This is a genomic window from Flavobacterium sp. (genome assembly GCF_027484705.1).
Lineage (GTDB): Bacteria > Bacteroidota > Bacteroidia > Flavobacteriales > Flavobacteriaceae > Flavobacterium.
On record NZ_JAIXSL010000017.1, the window covers coordinates 130,017 to 149,769 of the forward strand.

Here is a 19,753-nt window from a genome sequence, read left to right on the forward strand (position 1 = left end):
TGGTTAAACTTCAGCGATAATTACAATCCTGTTGTCTATGTCATGCACTCCGGCGATGCTGAGCACAATTTTCTCAACGAGTTCTTTTTTGGATAGAGAAGGTAAGGTTCCGGTCAGCGTTACTTTGCGTCCGGTCACATCGATGTTGATGTTGGAGGTGATGGATTCGTCCTTATAAATCGCGGCAAGAATATCCCTTTCGCGGATTTCGGGTTCCGATTTTGAATCGATGGCGATTTGGTTATCGATAGCCACAATGCCTTCGATGTAGCTGATGCAGTCAGTGGCGAGCTGTTTTTGATACGTCCATTTGACGGTACCACCGAGAACAACTTCACCGGCAGTAACCGAAAGACTAATTTTCTTGTAAGTATTCCCGAAATTGGTTTCAAATTTTTTGACCACAGCAGCCTCAATGACTTCATCAGGTTGTCCGGACGATGATAAGATGACCCGCAGCTGATCGTTAATATTTTTGATGCCCGTCACATCGCTGACAATTTTATGAATCAGTACTTTCTTAAAAAACTTGTTGACCGTTCCTCTAAGCACCACATCGGTATCGCCTATATTTACGACAATCTGAGCATCTTTCAAAAGAGGATCCTGCTTGATTTGGTTCGTTATTTCCAGCGCAAGGCTTTCATTGGTTTTCATTGGGCAAAAGATAGGCGGTATTCAGATAGCACAAATCTCATGAAATGCCTGATCAAAAAAAATGACGTTTGTCATAATTATGAAATGCGACAACCTGTTTTTCAGCTTTGTGCCTGCACCGCTAAAATGGGGATTTTGGCATGGAAAATCAATTTTCTGGACAAACTCTCTTCAAAGATTCTCTCGAAGAAATTTCGGTGGTGCGTGGTCATCGACAGCATATCGGTTTGGTGCAATGTAATGAAATCTATGATGGTGCCTTCAAAATCATTGCTGCTGACTTTATGAAAAGTAAGCGCCTGATTCGTAAATAATTGCTTCCAGTTTTCGGTGATTTCTTCATCTACGGGATCTCTTTCGGGAGCCACATAAAGACAGTCTACATGCGCATGGAAGACGTTTGCAAATGCCAGTACTTTTTTTAGAATATCGATTTCCTCGACCTGGTAAGAAGTCGGAAACAGGATTCTTTTGATGGGTTTGTAGCTGCAGGCTTCGGGAATAGCAACCACCAAAGTATGGCAGGAATTGATTACTTTTTCCGTAACGGAGCCTAGGAATGTAGCAGCCAATCCGGTGGCGCCTTTGGTTCCCATGACGATATAATCGATGTGTTCTTTTTTGGAAATCTCGGAAATCGTGCTGATGAGGTCACCGTTTTCCAGAACGTTACTCATTTTGACATCTTCCAGCTGATGGGCTTCTGCGATGGTTCTCAGCACGGGGACATGTCCTTTATAATTTTCGAAATGGGTGAGGTCGGTTACTTCATACATCTCGGGCAAATACACAGGAATTTCCATATAATTCACCTGCGGATACTGATATACATGCAAAGTAATAATCTCAGCATGAATGCTTTTGGCTAAGTGCAACGCAAACACGAAAGCATTCTTAGAGTTTTCGGAAAAATCGGTTGGGAATAATATCTTTTTCATAATGTGGGAATTGAATTTAGTTGTATTGATGTCTAAAGTTAAGTCGCTAATTCACAAATGTGTATGACAAATGTCAGTTTGTTTTGAGATTTAACTTTTCTCTAATGAATAATGTTCATCCATGGAGAAAGATTCGTTGTAATATTCTTTTTCTCTGGAAATTGTTTGATGCCTTTATAAATTTCAACAAGCATGAGTTAGATTTCCAATGTTAAGTTTTTGCCCAAACTGAAAACTTAACATTGACCTACTTATTAAATGATTTACATTTGCTTAACATTAAATTAATAATAAAGTAATAATCGAATAAAGATTTTAAGATGGAAGAAAATAAGCAACCTGAACAACCCGAAAATAGCAATCCAGCGGAAAATAAAACGGTAACGAAAGTGACGCCACCGGTAAAAAAAGTTGTTGTAAGAAAACCTGCCGTAAGAAAACCCATAGTGAAAACAGAAAGTAAGGCTGCTGCCGTTCCGGTCGAAGTTATTGCTGATACAGAAGCATCAAAAAGTGACGCTCCAAGTACCGATGAAATCGTCGCGACTGAAGAGGACACCAAAAGATTGGACCAAAAGAACCTTAAAAAATTAAAGAAAATGAGCGACAAGATCAAAGAGAAAGAGCAAAAAGCCAAAGACAAGCAAAAAGAAAAAGAGAAAAAAGCCAAGAAAAAGAAAAAGGAGAAAGCTAAAAAAGAAAAGGCCAAACAAAAATTGAAAAAAAAAAAGGCCAAGAAAAAAGCGGGTAAAAAGAAATCAAAGAAAAAATAATATTACCAAAATCGGGAGCTAAACACTTCCGATTTTTTTTGCGTAAAAAATTACTAAAATATTCAGAGATTATTTAAACTGAAACTGCATGCCAATCCTGAATTGCTCGTCCCATTTCAAAGGATCGATGCTTTCTTCCTTAATGATATTAAAATACTGGAATTTGATCATCGCATTATAACCATTGATCTGGTAAGCAATCGCAGAGGAGAACCGCTCAGAATTTCCCGCTACCAAATCATTCAAATCGAGTTCTTCGTAACGTGCAGAAACGATGGTCTTCCAGTTCTTGATGAAGTAATTCGCCTGGGCAATATAGCCACCTGAAAGCACATAACCTTTGGTTTGCTGCGGCGTCAGATTCATGAATAATGGATCATTATCGTATTGTGGTTCCGATTTGATCTGATGCATTTCAAACTGCCCCGAAAATCCCATATACTGAAACGAAGCATCGAAGCCGTAAACAAGCCTCGTTCCATCGATGACTTTCAAACCATATTCGCTCGCGGCATCCGTTGGAAATGATTCGCCCGTAGGAAGCTTTTTATTTGCATATCGCCCATTAATTCCTAACGAAAACATTGGAATAGGCGAGTGGCGGTCGTCAATTTCGCGGTAGCGGTAACGCGCCGGATACGACACATCGATCCTACCGACATATTCGAGTTGCCCGCTTGCATCATTATCCCCCAAAAGCGACAATTCTCCCAAGCCGGTGTAGGCGCCTATGTAAACGTTGGCTCTTTGTTTCCAGAAATTTTTCATCAAAGTTACCCCGACATCACGCGTAGAAAAAATCGAACCCCGCGTCAATTCCGGTCTTTGCCAGTAAGGCGAGTAGCCAAAAGGGACTAACGCATTTCTCGAATAATATAATTTTCCGTAGCCCATTTCAATATCAAAAAAATGAAAGCCTTTGTAAAGCACCGAAGCTTCCATCAAGCCAGGATTTTCAGGATCGACAGTATTGGTGGTATTGTTGGCGGCCATATCAGCAACATCAAGTTTAAGCCCGTATTCGAAATCTGAACCTACACGGCCTTCGAGTTCGATCTGGGCATCGCGCAACTTGAAACGGTTTTTCGATTGGTCTTCTTCGCCTGCTTTGAGATGCCTGTCGTTGTAATACGTTGAAATGTTTCCTGAAATTTCCAAGACATGATTGCCATTACTGATTGTAACCTGCGCAAAAGAAACCGTCGCTGTGCTGAGTAGAATTATTGCTTGTAAAGGAAGTTTCATCTTAGTTTTTTTCAGGATTATTGAAATAGTAAAGGCGTTGCATATCGTCGCAGGCAATGATCAGATTTCCGTCGCGATCAAACGTAAATCCTTCAGGGTTGATTACGGGCAATGCCCATTTTTGAAGGACTTCATAGGTTTGCGGATTCAGTTTGAGCAGCATCATGTCTTCATCGCTGAGCAACCACAAAGCGTCCTGATAATAATAGGCCGAAGAAATATCGCGCGCTATTGCAGCAAGGTCAATTTGGTTGGTAATTTTGAAGTTCGCATCGAGTTCGAACAATGTAATCGGGTCACGTTCCGTAATCACTACAAAACTATTTTTGCTTTTGTTGAAGGCAATGGCTTCGTAACCTTTGTTCCTTCCGCCCGAATAAGGCACATTCACAACGCGAATTTTTTTGAAAGTCAAATCGTAAACATAAATGTCACGGTGCGTTTCATCGATGGCGTAAATGAATTGATTATCGGTGTAAACGGCTTCAAAATCAGTATTCGGTTGTTTGATCTGACGGATGACTTTACCTTCTAAATCGGTTTCGAACAAAATGCCATTATCACTGACGACAAAGAGCGAATTGGTATTGGCATGGTAACAAATATCTGAGGGTTCGGGAACCTGAATTGCTATCGATCGTGTGGGTTTTAATTTCGTTGGTTTCTGGGCTATGCTATTGAGAGCCAATAACGAAAATGCCACTACGATTAATCTGTTTGTCTGCTTCATTTTTTGATTTGCCTGAGCTTGATATTAATTAGGAACGCCTTCTAAAGTCACATTGTCGAAGCGATTGTTGCCCGATGTTCCAGAAATCGTGGCGCCATCAAAATCGATTTTGAATTTAAAATTCGGATTGTTATTGACTGCAGGAATCTCTGTGAAATCCAACGCAATCAAATCCGGTAAATCGGCAGTCGTATTGTGCGTGATTTTGGTTAATCCGGTTTGAATGTAATTCGTTCCGTCAGTCGTATAACTGTAGTTTTGAGTTGTTGCTCCGTTATTCGGGCTTCTGGCTGTTGCAAATTGCAGGATGATCTTCTTGTAACCTGTCGTGGGTAAAGTAAAAACCAAACTTTTATTGTTACTCGGATTTCTTGCTTTGAGCAGATTCAATGCAGCGTCTCCGTTTCTCGCATTGATGGTATAACCGTCGGTATCACTTTCGATAATGCCAGCTGAGGTTCCTAAAAATTCAATTTTAGCTGTTGTTACTGAAGGAAAATCAGGAGCAATAGCGGTTAACGGACCGGTCGGTAATGCATTAAAATTCCAATAATATACTAATTGACTGCTCGGATCAACAATGATTTGTTCGGCTTCAATGGCTCTGTCTTCGGTGCAGGAAGAAAAAAGTAAGAGCGCAGTTCCTAAACAAAAAAGTAATTTCCTCATGGTTGATTTTTTTTCAAAAATACTTGAACACAACAGTTTGGAAGTTAGTGTTATGTTATATGATTGTAAATTTTTAAGTCGCTTTTAACAGTTTAATCACATTGAATTAACCGAGACTTATAGCTATCATAACGATTTCAAAATTAGCTGTTGACGATTCGATTTTAACTTTGTGGGATCATTAGAGATATCTATTAGAGGTATCCATTAACAGACTATTTTAAATTGAAATCATCGTGAAAAAAAAATTACCCGCTATTTATTGGAAGTCCTATTTTGTATTTAGCTTTTTGTTTTTTACAGTCATTTCAAACGCGCAAATCACTTCATGGACTTATGAGCCTTTGCTCGGAACCGTCGCTAATCCGACTTCAAATATAGGATCTGGAACTTCATCAGTAATCAATTTAGGAGGCGGAACGGTTACTCCCGGAACCGCAACAGGAATGGCCGGAACCGGATGCGGAACGCAAAGCGGCGTAACGGCTTGGGCCTTAAACCCTTTTGATTCCGGAACACCTAACGAATCGAATGGCGTACAATTTAATAGCAGTACAGCAGGTTATCAGAATATTTCATTCACTTGGGACCAACGATGGTCTAATACGGCCGCGAATACGGTTCGATTGCAATATACTACTGATGGGGCTACTTGGGTTTCTTTCAATATGACGGCGGGCAACACCACTTTTTGTAATGGCAGCATCAACGCTAACGGCTGTTTTGAATCCAACACTACTGGGGATGAATTTCGTAGAACCACAGTTAATTTTAGTGCTATACCAGCAGTGAATAACAATCCTAATTTTGGAGTTCGTCTTTTAGCTTCTTATTACCAATCGTCCGGTCAGTTCAGACAAGTTTCTACACCTGCTTTGGTAGCCAATCCGCTCGGAACCTGGCGTTTTGATAATGTGAGTTTTACAGGAGCCTTATTGCCCGGACCAACAGCGTCTGTGATTACGGGAACGGCGAGCATTTGTATTGGAAATTCAAGCAATTTAAGAGTAAACATAACGGGAGGAACCGGACCATTCACGGTAGTTTACACGGATGGAACGACAAATTTCACAGTGAATAATTACACCAGTGGCACCAATATATCGATTACTCCTGCACTTACAAAAACCTACACGATTGTCTCCGTAACCAACGCTAATGGTGCCGCCGGAACAGGAAATAGCGGTGCCGCTGTAGTCACCGTCAAATCAAATGCAGCTACTGTAACAGCCGCCAATATTTCGACTTGTACGGTCGGTGCTTTTACCATGACTGGAGGTACTGCCGTTCCCGCAACTGGAAGCGGAGTTTACAGTACCGGTGCGACTTGGAGCGGAGGAACGACCACTTTTACCTACATTTGGACGGATGCTAGCGGTTGCCCGAAATCAAGTCCTACCTATACTTTTACAAGGAATGTAGCTCCTGTGATTACTACACAACCGTTGCCTTCAGGTACTCAGACCGTTTGTCAGGGCGATCCTTTCACGGCATTAACAGTCGCAGTATCAGGAACGCCATTGTCTTATCAGTGGTATAGAAACGGTTCGAATTCTACTACTGGAGGAACTGCATTAACCGGAGCGCTCTATGCGGCTGAAGTGGCCAATGGTTCTAAAACCGCAACATTTACCCCGCTTTCTACTACTGTAGGCACTTACTATTATTATGTGATTATTTCCAATACCTGTTCAAGTGTAAAAAGCGGTCCAACGGCTGTTGGTCCTTTTATTGTGCAACCAGCGGCAGTCGGCGGAACTGCTTCGAGTGACCAATCGATATGTATTGGTTCACCTTCAGATTTAACCGTAACCGGATATACCAATACTGTGACCAAATGGCAATACGCCACTGATTTTGCTTTTACGACACCTATTGATATTCCTGCTAGTGCGACCGCCACTTTAACTGCTGCTCAGATGGGCGTGGTGACCACAACAAAATATTACCGCGCGGTGATTGCCAACGGAACTTGTAATGCATACAGTAATGTAGTAACCATCACACGTAATGCGACCACCTGGAATGGATCAGCTTGGTCTAACGGAACACCAACGATTAATTCTGCTGTGATTTTTAACGGCAATTATAATTCAACAGGCGATTTATCGGCTTGTTCGGTTCAGATTGATTCGGGAAACATTGTGTTTGGCAATGCCGTGACCCAACCCAGTCATAATCTAATTATTCAAAATGGCTTGACCATTAATGCAGGTACTTTGACTTTTGAAAACAACGCCAGTCTGGTGCAAGTGAACAATGTGACCAACTTCGGAAGCATCAACTATAAAAGATCGAGCACTGCGATGCGTAAATATGATTATACTTACTGGTCTTCGCCTGTAGACTATCAGATACTAGCTAATTTTTCGCCATCGACTTTGTCGGATAAATATTTTTGGTTTGACACGGTGCAATACAATTGGAGTGCTGTGGCGGCTCCGGCCATAACCCCGATGGACATCGGAAAAGGATACATCATCCGCGCCCCGCAATATTTTGATCCGGTTGCGACGGCGATATTTGACGGTGTTTTTATAGGAATTCCCAACAATGGAGATTATTCCGTACCTATTGTAAAAACGGGAATCAATGATTTAAACTGTATCGGAAATCCGTACCCGAGTGCTATTAGTGCGAAGAAATTTATCGAAGGAAATACTGCAGCTTTTGGAGCTTCGCCAGGAACGACGCTATATTTCTGGACACACAATACGCCAATCACCGCAAACCTTTACACTTTTAATGATTACGCCACTTATAATTTTTCTGGCGGAACAGGCGTTGGAAATCCGGCACCGGGCATTAACACCAATTCGCCGAGCGGAATGATCGCAGCGGGTCAGTCGTTTATGGTCAAAGGTGTTGTTGAAGGAACAACCACAGCAACATTTACCAATGCGATGCGCGAAATCGGAAATAATACACAATTTTTCAGAACCAGTGCCTCGAATGATCTTGAACGAAATCGGGTTTGGCTGGATTTGAAAAACGACCAAGGCGCTTACAAACAGATTCTAGTCGGGTACATTGAAAATGCAACCAATGGTTTTGATAACGGATTTGATGGTGAAATTTTGGAAGCCGGAAATGCGGTGAATTTTTATTCGATATTAAATGATAAAAAATTAACCATACAAGGAAGGAGTTTAGATTTTAATGCAGAAGATCAAATTTTGTTGGGTTTCAAAACTACGATGGCGGATCATTTTGAAATCAACCTTTCCGATTTAGATGGATTTTTTGAGAATCAGGAAGTTTATCTCGAAGATACTTTGCTAAACGTCATTCATAACTTAAAGGAAAGTCCATACACTTTTACCACGGAAGCGGGCATTTTTGATACGCGTTTTGTATTGCGATTTTCAAATCCGAGTTTGGGAATTTCCGGATCGGTTTTCAATTCAAATTCGATCAATATTTATAAAAATAAAGCCCAACAAATCGTCCTCAATTCTAGTGTTAAGAAAATGAAAAATGTTCGGATTTTTGACTTGCTTGGAAGGCTGTTATACGAAGAAAAGAATGTAAATTCTAATCAGGTGTTGTTAGAAAACAACTTCTCAAATACTACTTTGCTTATATCAATTGAATTAACTGATAGTCAAATAATTAGTAGGAAATATAGTAATTAAAATTGAGTATTACTATTGACTGTTTTCGTCAAAATAACCGACGAAACACCTAAAAAAAACGACCAAGTGATTGGTCGTTTTTTGTTAACTTATTCATAACTTTTACTTTAAAGCTTTCGGGAAGTTAGGGGATAATTTTACAGCACAAAACCCTTTAACTAATTATTAATTTATGAAATCAATTTTACACCATTTGGTCAGTAGATTGTCTTCGATGTTTCGGAAAAACGAAACGGAAGCGATCGCTGAAAACGGTTTGAGTTTTCACTCAAGATTGTTTGAAAAGAAGAGAAGTTGGGAAACATTTCTCGCTTCTTTTTTGTCCTTGTTTTTTGGATCTTTCCGGGAAACTAACTTTTCGCTTTTTGGCATCGTTCCAGTAAGCAAAATTAACCGCCTCAAAGTCAATTCACTGGCAGCTTTGTGCTTGGTAACACTCATGGGAATGAATGTTGTCAGCGCCCAAACGACGGTGTATTCGACTAATTTTGGTACGGCATCAACAACCAACGTCGCTTCGATTACAGGTTGGTCTATTTCAGGTGCGCAATCTGCGAATTTAACTTTAGCAACAACCTCTAACAGTTCTACTTACACCAGCCCGATTTCGTTTTCTGCGGGAGCGAATTTAGCCGATGGCTCGACGTCAAGTGTGGCCGGAACTGCGGTGGCTACTTTGGCCGGACAAGTGAATACGACAGGTTTGACTAATATTGAAGTTGCCTTTGGGTACAGAGCTAGTTCTGCTAGTTATACTGCAACGGTAACTTTCGAATGGAGTGCCGATGGTACTACTTGGAATAACATTCCAATTACCTTAACAAGAGATGGTTCTTGGAGAGCCATCAACGGAACCAGTTGGTTGACTTTACCTTCAGGTGCCCAAAATCAATCCAATTTAAGATTCAGATTTACCTTTGTAAGAGCCAACACTTCTGGAAATTTCAGAATAGATGACTTTACGGTTCGTGGTGCAGGAACGCCAGTAATTTCGACTACCGGAACACTTGCAGCAGTCAATACAACATACGGTAGTGCTTCAGCTACACCAACGTCTTTTAATGTTTCCGGAACTACAATGAATGCCGGAATTTTAGTTACACCTCCGTCAGGATACGAAGTTTCATTAGCTTCAGGTTCCGGGTATGCTGCTACAGTTACTGTTGGAACATCAGGAACAATTGCTTCAACGCCAGTTTTTGTGCGTTTGAAATCAACTGCCACGGTAGCGGGTTCTCCTTATAGTGGTAATATTGTTTTATCGAGTTCTGGAGCTAGTTCAGTGAATGTGGCTACAGTTTCAAGTGCAGTTTCGCCTAAGGCTTTAACGATTACAGGAATTGCTGCCAACAACAAACTTTTTGACGGAAATACTGCTGCTACTTTAAGTGGAACTCCTTCTTTGGTTGGAGTCGTAAATAGCGATGTGGTCACTTTAGGAGGAACTCCTGTAGCTACTTTTGCTTCTAGTGCTGTGGGAACAGCGATTTCTGTTTCAGTGACAGGATATACTATTAGCGGTGCTGGTGCAGGAAATTACACCTTGACACAACCTTCATTAACGGCGGATATCACTTCAACACCGGCTCCGGTGATTTCAAGTACTTTAACGGCTTCTGCTGTTTATGGTACACCGGCATCAACTTATACGATAACTGCAAGTGAATCACCAACGTCTTATAATGCTACAGGATTGCCTGCAGGATTGTCTGTGAATACTTCAACAGGAGAAATCACAGGTACGCCAACTGCTGCGCCTGGTACTTTCAATGTAACTATTTCTGCAACAAACGCAGGAGGAACTGGAAGTGCTACTTTGGTTTATACCATTACGGCCAAAAACTTAACGGTTACTGGTGCTACGGTCACCAGTAAAACATATGACAGAACAACTACTGCAACGATTTCAGGATCTACTTTAGTAGGTGTTTTTGGCGCAGATGTAGTAAGCATTTCAACTACAGGTACTTTTGCTTCTGCTACAGCAGGAACAGGAATTTTAGTAACTTCTACTCAAACTTTGGGTGGTGCTGCTGCGGGTAATTATACACTTACTTTGCCACTAGGTTTAACAGGGAATATCACACCTTTAGCTTTAACTATTGCAACACCAGTTGCTGCCAATAAAGTATTTGACGGAAATAACACAGCAACCATTACGGGAACATTGACAGGTGTTATTGCTCCGGATGTGGTGACACTTTCATTAAGTGGAACTTTTGCATCTTCTGCAATTGGTTCGGGTATCGCTGTAACTTCTACTTCTACAATAAGTGGTGCGGATGCAGCGAATTATACTTTGACGCAACCAACAGGTTTAACGGCTAGTATTACTGAACCGACTATTTATGTGAATGCATTTACCGGTACCGCTGCTTGTCCTACGCAAGGAAATACAGCAACGGTAGCTTCTAATGCTACTGGTTCTGCTTTAACAAGAAGTACCATTACTTGTCAGTCTACGGCAAACGTATTCAACTCGACTACTTTGAATGTTACTGCGAGTGTTTCAAATACATCTTATATCGAATTTTCAGCTACGGCTGCTTCAGGATATGTATTGAATCTTGGCTCTATGTCTTTCTTCAGACAAGCGAGTAACTCAGCGCCAAACCAATTGGAAGTGCGTTACAGTACTGACGGATTTGCCACGTTTACGGCTTGGGGTGCTGCTCCAGTTACGCCAACTACAGGAACTGTTGCTACTTGGGATTTCCCTAATTTTACCACTGCTGGTGGCGGTACTGTTACTTTTAGAATCTATCCTTACGGAACTCAAAGAGCGGATTTAACAGGTGCACCTTCTGCAACAGGAACTTTCAGATTGGATGACGTAACGATTTATGGAACGGTTACTGCACTTCCAGCAATTGCTACGACTGGTACTTTATCTGCTTTAACAACTACTTACGGTACTGCTTCTTCTGAAACTTCTTTCAACGTTTCAGGAACGAATATGACAGCCGGTGTTTTAGTAACGCCTCCAGCGGGATATGAAGTGTCAACAACTTCAGGTTCAGGTTTCGCTGCTACAGTTACTGTAGGTGCTGCCGGAACTATCACTTCAACTCCTGTTTATGTGCGTCTTGCCGCTACAACCGCTGTAGGTTCTTACGCTGGTAACATCGTTTTATCAAGCGCTGGAGCTACTTCAGTGAATGTGGCTACGGTTTCAAGTACTGTGACTCCAGCAAATATTCCAGTAAACGGATTAACTGCTAACAACAAACCTTACGACGGAACTACTGCTGCTACTTTAAGCGGTACGCCTACTTTATCAGGAATTGTTCCTGGTGATGAGCCTAACGTTATTTTGGGTGGAACTCCAGTGGCTAATTTTGCAACAGCTGCTGTTGGAACCGGTATTGCGGTAACCGTTACAGGATACACAATCTCAGGTTCAGCTTCTGGAAATTATACTTTGGTACAACCAACAGGATTGACTGCTGACATCACCGCTGTATCTTTCCCAACAATCACAAGTGCTTTAACGGCTTCGGCTACTTATGGCGCTGCTACTTCATACACCATTACTGCTTCAGGAACTCCAGATTCTTATAATGCCACTGGCTTACCTGCAGGCTTAACAGTAAACACTGCAACTGGTGAAATTTCAGGAACACCAACGGTAGCGGGAACTTTCAACGTAACGATTTCTGCAACCAATGCAGGCGGAACAGGAAATGCTACTTTGGTTTATACCATTGCTCCAAAAGCACTTACGATTACTGGTGCCATTGCAGATTCAAAAGTGTATGACAGAACTACTACTGCTACCATTTCAGGTTCCACTTTAGTGGGAATTGTTGGAGCAGATGACGTAACGGTTTCTAATACAGGAACTTTTGATACGGCCAATGCAGGAACTGGTAAAGCAGTAACATCAACGCAAACTTTGAGTGGTGCGGATGCTTCTAAATATACCTTAACATTGCCAACAGGTTTAACCGCTGACATCACTCCAAAAGCATTGACGATTGGAAGTGCCGCCGCGCAAAACAAACCTTACGATACTACGAATGTTGCTACAATCACAGGAACATTAACTGGAGTCATTGCTCCGGATGCCGTGACGGTTAATTTAACAGGTACTTTCGCTTCCTCTGTTGTAGGAACTGGAATTGCTGTAACCTCTACATCAACATTAAGTGGAGCTGATGCAGCCAATTATTCCTTAGCACAACCAACAGGTTTGACGGCGAATATTACTGCTGTTCCTACTTTTACTTATGGTAATTTAGTGGTGGCAAGAATTGGTACAGGTTCGGCTGCGTTGACCAATGCTGCAAATCCAGTATTCTTAAATGAATATTCTACTACAGGTTCAGCTGGTATTACAGTAGCTTTACCTTCAACTACTGCCGGAAGTATCAATAGAATTCTCGAAAGCGGAACTTCAACTTCTGAAGCCCAATTGAATTTATCTACTGACGGCCAATATTTAACTATTGGTGGTTATGATGCTGTCGTAGGACAAGCTTCAGTAAACAGTACTGCAGGAATTCCAAGAGTTATCGCTCGTGTAAACAATGCAGGAACTATTGCTACAAGCGTTCTTACAAGTACCATTCACTCTTCAGGATTCAGATCGGTCGTAACTACTGACGGATCTCGTTACTGGACGGCTGGAAATGGAGTAGGGGTTACCTCTTTACTTCACCAAGGCAATACCACGCCAATAGCACCTACTACAATTTCTGCAACGGTGACCAACTTAAGAACCGTGAATATTTTCAACAACCAATTGTATGTAAGTACAGGTTCTGGAACTCAAGGGATTTATAAAGTAGGTACTGGTGTGCCAACAACTACAGGTCAAACCAGTGTCATCAATATTCCTCAAAACGGACTTTACGCATACCAAATGGTAAACCGCGGAGGTTCAAACTGGAACTGCTACGCGGTTGGTGATTCATCTGCGGGAATCTACAAATGGTCTTCTACAGACAATGGTGCCAACTGGACTGCCAGAGGTAGCGTTTCCAATGCGCTTCCAATCTACGGAATCACAGCGGCTAACAACGGAACTAGTGTAGACTTATATTTCACTACAGTTTCAGCGGTTTTGAAATTAACGGATTCGGCAGCATTCAGTGCTAATCTTACCGGAACACCTTCAACTGTTGTTACGGCTCCGACCAATACTGCTTTCAGAGGTATTGCTTTTGCTCCAATTTCAGCATCAGCTCCTTTAATTGCTACTACAGGTTCACCTGCTGCTGTAAACACAACTTACGGAACTGCTTCTGCGACACCGGGTACTTTTACAGTGTCAGGAAATAACTTAACTACTGATATTGTTTTAACGGCTCCGGCTGGATTTGAAATTTCTAAAGACGGAAGTTCATACGCCACTACGCAAACGTTAACACAAACTTCAGGTGTTGTGGCTTCAACTACAATCTATGTTCGTTTGGCTGCTACAACTTTGGCAGGAACATACTCAGGAAACATTACTTGCGTTTCTGCTCCGGCTTCTTCTGTAAATGTAGCGCTTGCTGCAAGCACAGTAAGTCCTTTAGCTTTAACGACTACAGGCGCTGTTGCTAATAATAAAGTTTACAACAGAACAACCGCTGCTACTATTTCAGGTGCGACACTTTCTGCTACTGTAAATGGTGACATCATCACAATTTCTGGTGGAGGTTCATTCGCTGATTTTAATGTAGGAACTGCAAAACCAGTTACTGCTGCATTAACCTTAAGCGGAACTAATGCTTCAAGTTATACACTTACACAACCAACAGGTTTGACGGCGGATATCACTGCAAAAGATTTGACTATTGCGGGTGCTTCGGCTAACAATAAAGTGTATGACGGAAATACAAGTGCTACACTTTCAGGAACTTTAACAGGCGTAATTGCTCCGGATGATGTGAGCTTGAATGCTAGTGCTTTCTTCGACAGTGCTGCTGCAGGAACGGCTATTCCGGTCACTTCAACTTCTACACTTTCGGGTGCTGATGTAGCTAATTACAACTTAGTAGAAGTAACAGGTTTAGTAGCTGACATCACGCCAAAACAATTAACTGTTGCAAGTGCTACAGCTCAAAACAAAGTTTTTGACGGAAATACAAACGCCATCATAACAGGAACATTAGTTGGAGTTGTTGCTCCCGATGATGTTACTTTTGTGGGTACAGGTACTTTCGCTACTGCAGCGGTGGGAACTGGTATTGCTGTAACTTCAACGTCTACGATTGTTGGAGATATTGCCAATTATACTTTATTACAACCAACAGGTTTAACAGCGAATATTACAGCTGCAACTTTGGTTCCTCAAACGATTACCTTCAATCCTTTAGCGGATGTGGTATACGGAAGTGGAACTTTCAACTTGACGGCTACTTCTGATTCAGGTTTAACTGTTAGCTACACAAGCTCTAACCCAAGTGTGGCTACTGTTCTTGGAAATGTTGTTACTGTTGTAGGCGTTGGTTCAACAACGATTACAGCTTCACAAGCTGGAGATTCCATTTATGATGCGGCTACTCCGGTAGACCAAAACTTAAATGTAACGCCAAAAGCACTTACTGTTACTGCTACGGCTGATAACAAAGTGTATGACGGAACTTATAACGCTACCATCACAGGAACTTTAAACGGAGTTGTAGGTGCTGACGTAGTAACCTTCAACGGAATCGGTGGTTTTGATACGCTTGATGCTGGAACAGGAATCAATGTCACATCTTTTTCAACTTTAGGTGGTGCACAAGCTTCTAACTATACTTTAACACAACCAACAGGTTTAACAGCGAACATTACACCAAAAGACTTGACGGTCATTGGTGCTGCTGCTGCGAATAAAGTTTACGACGGAACTACTGCTGCAACCATCAATGGTTCTACATTACTTGGAATTGTTGGTTCAGACGACGTAACTGTTGTGGGAACCGGAACTTTTGCTACTAAAAATGTAGGAAACGGAATTGCTGTGACTGGTGCTTTAACTTTAGCCGGAACACAAGCCGCGAACTATACTTTATTGACGCAACCAACAGGATTGACTGCGAACATTACTCCAAAAGCCTTAACCATTGGTGGTTTATTAGGTGGCAACAAAGTATATGACGGAACTACTGCTGCTACTTTAATCGGTACAGGTTCTTTAGTAGGTGTTGAAGGTGCTGATGTGGTAACACTTTCAGGAACTCCGGTGGCTGTATTTGCTACTGCTAGTGCCGGAACTGCAAAACCATTAACCATCTCAGGATATACTATTTCGGGTGCTGATGCTACAAACTATACTTTAGCGCAACCAACCGGAATCGTGGCTGATATTACACCAGCTACTTTAACATTAACGGCAGTTTCTGCTTTAAACAAACCATTCGATGGTACTACTGCTGCTACGATTAATGGATTACTTTCAGGAATTATTTCTCCGGATGTTGTAACCTTAGTAGGAACGGGAGTTTTTGCTTCTTCAGCGATCGGAACTGGAATCGCAGTAACTTCAACCGCTACTTTGAGTGGCGCTGCTGCAGGAAATTATACTTTGACTCAGCCAACAGGTTTAACAGCTAACATTACTGCTGCGGCTACTGTTTTTGCTGTAGGTGATTTATCGATTATCGGTTTCCAATTGAATGCGCCTGACAGTTTTGCTTTCGCCACTTGGGTGGATATTACGGATGGAACTCTAGTTAAATTCACAGACAACGCTTTCTTATCAAACGCTTCTGCTAATTTAGCGAACAACGCAAGAGGAAGTGAAAACTTTATCATCTGGAAAAACAATACCGGTGCGGTTATTCCTGCTGGAACTGTGATTACCATTTCAGATAATACTTCTGCGGGAATCACAAGTTTAGGAACCATTGTTTCTGGTAACTTAAGCGGATTGTCTGCTTCTGGTGATAACATCTTTGCTTACCAAGGACCAGCTACTTCTGGAGCTTTCCCTGATTTTGCATCGGTTGCTGCTACGACTACTTTCAACGGAACTGTATTGTTCGGATTGTACGCACAAGGAACCAACACTTTGGCCACCTGGCAAACTACCGGAGCTGGTGCCACTACCAGTTCATACCTTCCTGCTCAATTGTTGAGCGATCCTACAAGCAACATCGCTTTGGCGAGTAATGCTTCAAGAGGTCAGTATATTGGGGCAAGAAACAACCAATTGACTTACAATGCATACAAAGCGCAAGTAACCAATCCAGCCAACTGGACTACTGCTGCCGGTGCCGGAACATTAACTTTAGATACTACGGTATTTACTTTGATGTCGCCTGCCGCTATTACTGCAACTGGAACACTTTCAGCTGTTGATACGGTTTATGGAACGGCTTCTGCCACACCAACCACTTTCACAGTGTCAGGTGCTGATTTAGAAAATAATTTGGTATTGACTGCGCCAGCCGGATTTGAAATTTCTACTGATGGCATTGCTTATGCGACAACGCAAACTTTAGTTCCATCAAGCGGTACTGTAGCTGCAACAACGATTTCTGTTCGTTTGGCTGCTACTACTGTTGCCGGAACTTATTCTGGAAACATCACTTGTGTTTCTTCACCAGCGGTAACTGTAAATGTTGCTACTGTAGCTAGTACAGTAAGTCCGTTAGCGATTACTACAACGGGTGCTGTTGCTAATAACAAAGTGTATGACAGAACAACTGCTGCTACGATTTCAGGAGCTACAGCTGTTGGCACTGTAAATGGCGATGTGATTACTGTTTCAGGCGGTGGTACTTTTGCTTCTGCCAATGCTGGAACTGCTATTGCTGTGACTGCTGCATTAACTTTAAGCGGAACAAACGCATCAAGTTATACACTAACACAACCAACAGGTTTGTCAGCGGATATTACTCCAAAAGCCTTGACGATTGGAAGTGCTGCGGCATCGAACAAAGTTTTTGATGGCAATACTGATGCTGTTATTACAGGAACATTGACAGGAGTAATTGCTCCGGATGTTGTTACCTTTAACGGAACCGGTACTTTTGCTTCATCAGCGGTTGGAACTGGAATCGCTGTTACATCAACTTCAACATTGACTGGAGCGGATGCTGCGAATTATTCGTTAACACAACCAACAGGTTTAACGGCTAACATTACAGCTGCGCCTTTATTGCCACAAACGATTACATTCAATGCTTTAGCGAATGTGGTTTATGGCGATGCTAATTTCAACCTGACAGCTACGGCAAGTTCAGGTTTGACAGTAAGTTATGTAAGTTCAAATACTAGCGTTGCTACCATTGCTGGCGATGTAGTTACTATCGTAGGTGTGGGAACAACGACGATTACAGCTACTCAAGCTGGAGATTCTGTTTATGACGCTGCGCCTTCAGTAAACCAAACATTAACAGTAACGCCAAAAGCACTTACAGTTACAGCTTCGGCTAACAATAAAGTGTATGACAGAACTGCTGCTGCTACTATCACTGGTACTTTGAATGGTATCGTTGGTGCTGATGTAGTTACTTTTAACGGAACTGGAACTTTTGCTACGGCGAATGCCGGAACTGGAATTGCAGTGACTTCAACATCAACTATTAGCGGTGCTCAAGCTGGAAATTATACGCTAACACAACCAACAGGTTTAACAGCGGATATTACTCCAAAAGCTTTGACAATTGGAAGTGCTGCGGCATCCAACAAAGTTTTTGACGGAACTACAGCTGCAACTATCACTGGAACGCTAACTGGAATCATTTCTCCAGACGTAGTTACTTTAGTTGGAACAGGAACCTTCGCTTCTTCAGCGGTGGGAACTGGAATCGCTGTAACATCTACTGCTACATTGGCAGGAGCTGCTGCTGCGAATTATTCACTCACACAACCAACAGGTTTGACAGCGAATATTACAGTGGCTCCAACGGTTTTTGCTGTGGGTGATTTATCGATCATCGGTTTCCAATGGAATACACCTGACTCATTTGCTTTTGCAACATGGGTTGATATTAATCCGAACACTTACATCAAATTCACAGACAACGCTTTCTTGAGCGCAGCTTCTGCAAACGCTACCAACAATGGTAGAGGTGGAGAGAACTTCGTGATCTGGAGAAATAATGGAGCTGTAATTCCTGCCGGATCGGTGATTACGATTACTGATAATACAACAGTTGCGATTACCAACAACGGAACTATTGTTTCCGGTAATTTGAATGGTTTGTCTGCTGCCGGTGATAACATCTTTGCTTATCAAGGTGCTGCTACTTCAGGAACCAATCCTGATTGGAGTACCAATACAAATCCGACGACTTTCAACGGAACGATCCTTTTCGGATTGTACGGTCAAGGGACTTCAGTAACCACTTCTTGGATTACTACTGGAATCGCTACTTCAAACAACTCGTATTTGCCTTCACAATTGAATGTAGCTAACGGAAATATCGCTTTAGGAGGTTTGTCTTCAAGAGGTCAGTATATCGGATCTAGAAACAATCAGACTACTTTCAATGCCTATAAAGCGTTAGTTACTAATCCTGCCAATTGGACAACAGCTGCAGGTGCTGGAACATTGACTTTCAATACTACTAGCTTTACGTTAGCGACAGCTCCAACGGCTTCAGTGATTTCTGGTTCAGCTACTATCTGTGCCGGAGCTTCTACTAACTTAAGTGTTGCTGTAACGGGTGGAACTGCTCCATTTACTGTGGTATATACAGATGGTACGACTAACTTTACCGCAAGTGGTTATGTAAGCGGAACTAGCATTGCTGTTACGCCTGCAAGTACAACAACTTATACTTTAGTTTCTGTAACAGATGCTAATACTTTGGTTGGAACTGGTAACACTGGTGCTGCAGTAGTAACTGTAAACTCACCAACTACTTGGTACGCTGATGCTGATTCTGATACTTTTGGTGATGCAGCTACTACAACTTTAGCTTGTACGCAACCTTCTGGTTATGTAGCTGACAGTTCTGATTGCGATGATACTAACATCAACATCTACCAATTCGCTACTTTCTACGTAGATGCAGATGGTGATACCTACGGTAGTACAACTTCAGCATCAGTTTGTTCAGGCTTGACTACTCCATCAGGTTATTCAACAACAAATGATGACTGTAATGATGCAGACCCATTGTTGAATCCAACGAATCCATGTTCAGGAGGATCAGTAGTAAACTTGACTTTATTTGTTGA

8 protein-coding genes are annotated in these 19,753 nt (G+C 42.0%); 3 read left to right on the plus strand and 5 right to left on the minus strand.

Features of this window, described 5'->3' with window-relative positions; translation table 11 throughout:
• Positions 1 to 3: 3 nt before the first annotated feature.
• Together Q0058_RS10965 and Q0058_RS10970 are read right to left on the minus strand one after the other, a co-directional pair.
• Positions 4 to 657 carry a BON domain-containing protein gene (locus Q0058_RS10965; protein ID WP_298223848.1) on the minus strand — a complete coding sequence of 218 codons (654 nt, stop codon included), beginning with the start codon at positions 655 to 657 and terminating at the stop codon, positions 4 to 6.
• Positions 658 to 758: 101 nt separating this feature from the next.
• Positions 759 to 1,595 (minus strand): universal stress protein, encoded by an 837-nt coding sequence (locus tag Q0058_RS10970; RefSeq protein WP_298223850.1) that lies wholly within the window; start codon positions 1,593 to 1,595, stop codon positions 759 to 761.
• A gap of 320 nt (positions 1,596 to 1,915) precedes the next feature.
• On the opposite strand from Q0058_RS10970, the gene Q0058_RS10975 reads away from it, so the two are divergent.
• A complete protein-coding gene (locus Q0058_RS10975; RefSeq protein WP_298223852.1) occupies positions 1,916 to 2,368 on the plus strand; it encodes a hypothetical protein in 453 nt (150 codons plus the stop codon).
• A 69-nt stretch (positions 2,369 to 2,437) separates the two neighbouring features.
• Here the strand turns inward: Q0058_RS10975 and Q0058_RS10980 are convergent, their stop codons facing one another.
• Genes Q0058_RS10980 through Q0058_RS10990 form a run of 3 tightly spaced genes read right to left on the minus strand, consistent with a single transcriptional unit; the run spans position 2,438 to position 5,012 of the window.
• Entirely contained in the window at positions 2,438 to 3,613 is a 1,176-nt protein-coding gene (locus Q0058_RS10980; RefSeq protein WP_298223854.1) for a porin, read from the minus strand.
• 1 nt (position 3,614) lies between these two features.
• A complete protein-coding gene (locus Q0058_RS10985) occupies positions 3,615 to 4,343 on the minus strand; it encodes an SdiA-regulated domain-containing protein (protein ID WP_298223856.1) in 729 nt (242 codons plus the stop codon).
• A gap of 24 nt (positions 4,344 to 4,367) precedes the next feature.
• Positions 4,368 to 5,012 carry a hypothetical protein gene (locus Q0058_RS10990; protein ID WP_298223858.1) on the minus strand — a complete coding sequence of 215 codons (645 nt, stop codon included), beginning with the start codon at positions 5,010 to 5,012 and terminating at the stop codon, positions 4,368 to 4,370.
• Positions 5,013 to 5,248: 236 nt separating this feature from the next.
• Here Q0058_RS10990 and Q0058_RS10995 point away from each other — a divergent pair, with 236 nt between their 5' ends.
• Positions 5,249 to 8,647 (plus strand): hypothetical protein, encoded by a 3,399-nt coding sequence (locus Q0058_RS10995; RefSeq protein WP_298223860.1) that lies wholly within the window; start codon positions 5,249 to 5,251, stop codon positions 8,645 to 8,647.
• Positions 8,648 to 8,819: 172 nt separating this feature from the next.
• A partial coding sequence (locus Q0058_RS11000) for a YDG domain-containing protein (RefSeq protein WP_298223862.1) occupies positions 8,820 to 19,753 on the plus strand: 10,934 nt, incomplete at its 3' end.

Bases quoted from the DNA above. Each gene is read 5' to 3' on its own strand.
- Q0058_RS10965 (WP_298223848.1), bottom strand. From the start codon at position 657: ATGAAAACCAATGAAAGCCTTGCGCTGGAAATAACGAACCAAATCAAG.
- Q0058_RS10970 (WP_298223850.1), bottom strand. From the start codon at position 1,595: ATGAAAAAGATATTATTCCCAACCGATTTTTCCGAAAACTCTAAGAAT.
- Q0058_RS10975 (WP_298223852.1), top strand. From the start codon at position 1,916: ATGGAAGAAAATAAGCAACCTGAACAACCCGAAAATAGCAATCCAGCG.
- Q0058_RS10980 (WP_298223854.1), bottom strand. From the start codon at position 3,613: ATGAAACTTCCTTTACAAGCAATAATTCTACTCAGCACAGCGACGGTT.
- Q0058_RS10985 (WP_298223856.1), bottom strand. From the start codon at position 4,343: ATGAAGCAGACAAACAGATTAATCGTAGTGGCATTTTCGTTATTGGCT.
- Q0058_RS10990 (WP_298223858.1), bottom strand. From the start codon at position 5,012: ATGAGGAAATTACTTTTTTGTTTAGGAACTGCGCTCTTACTTTTTTCT.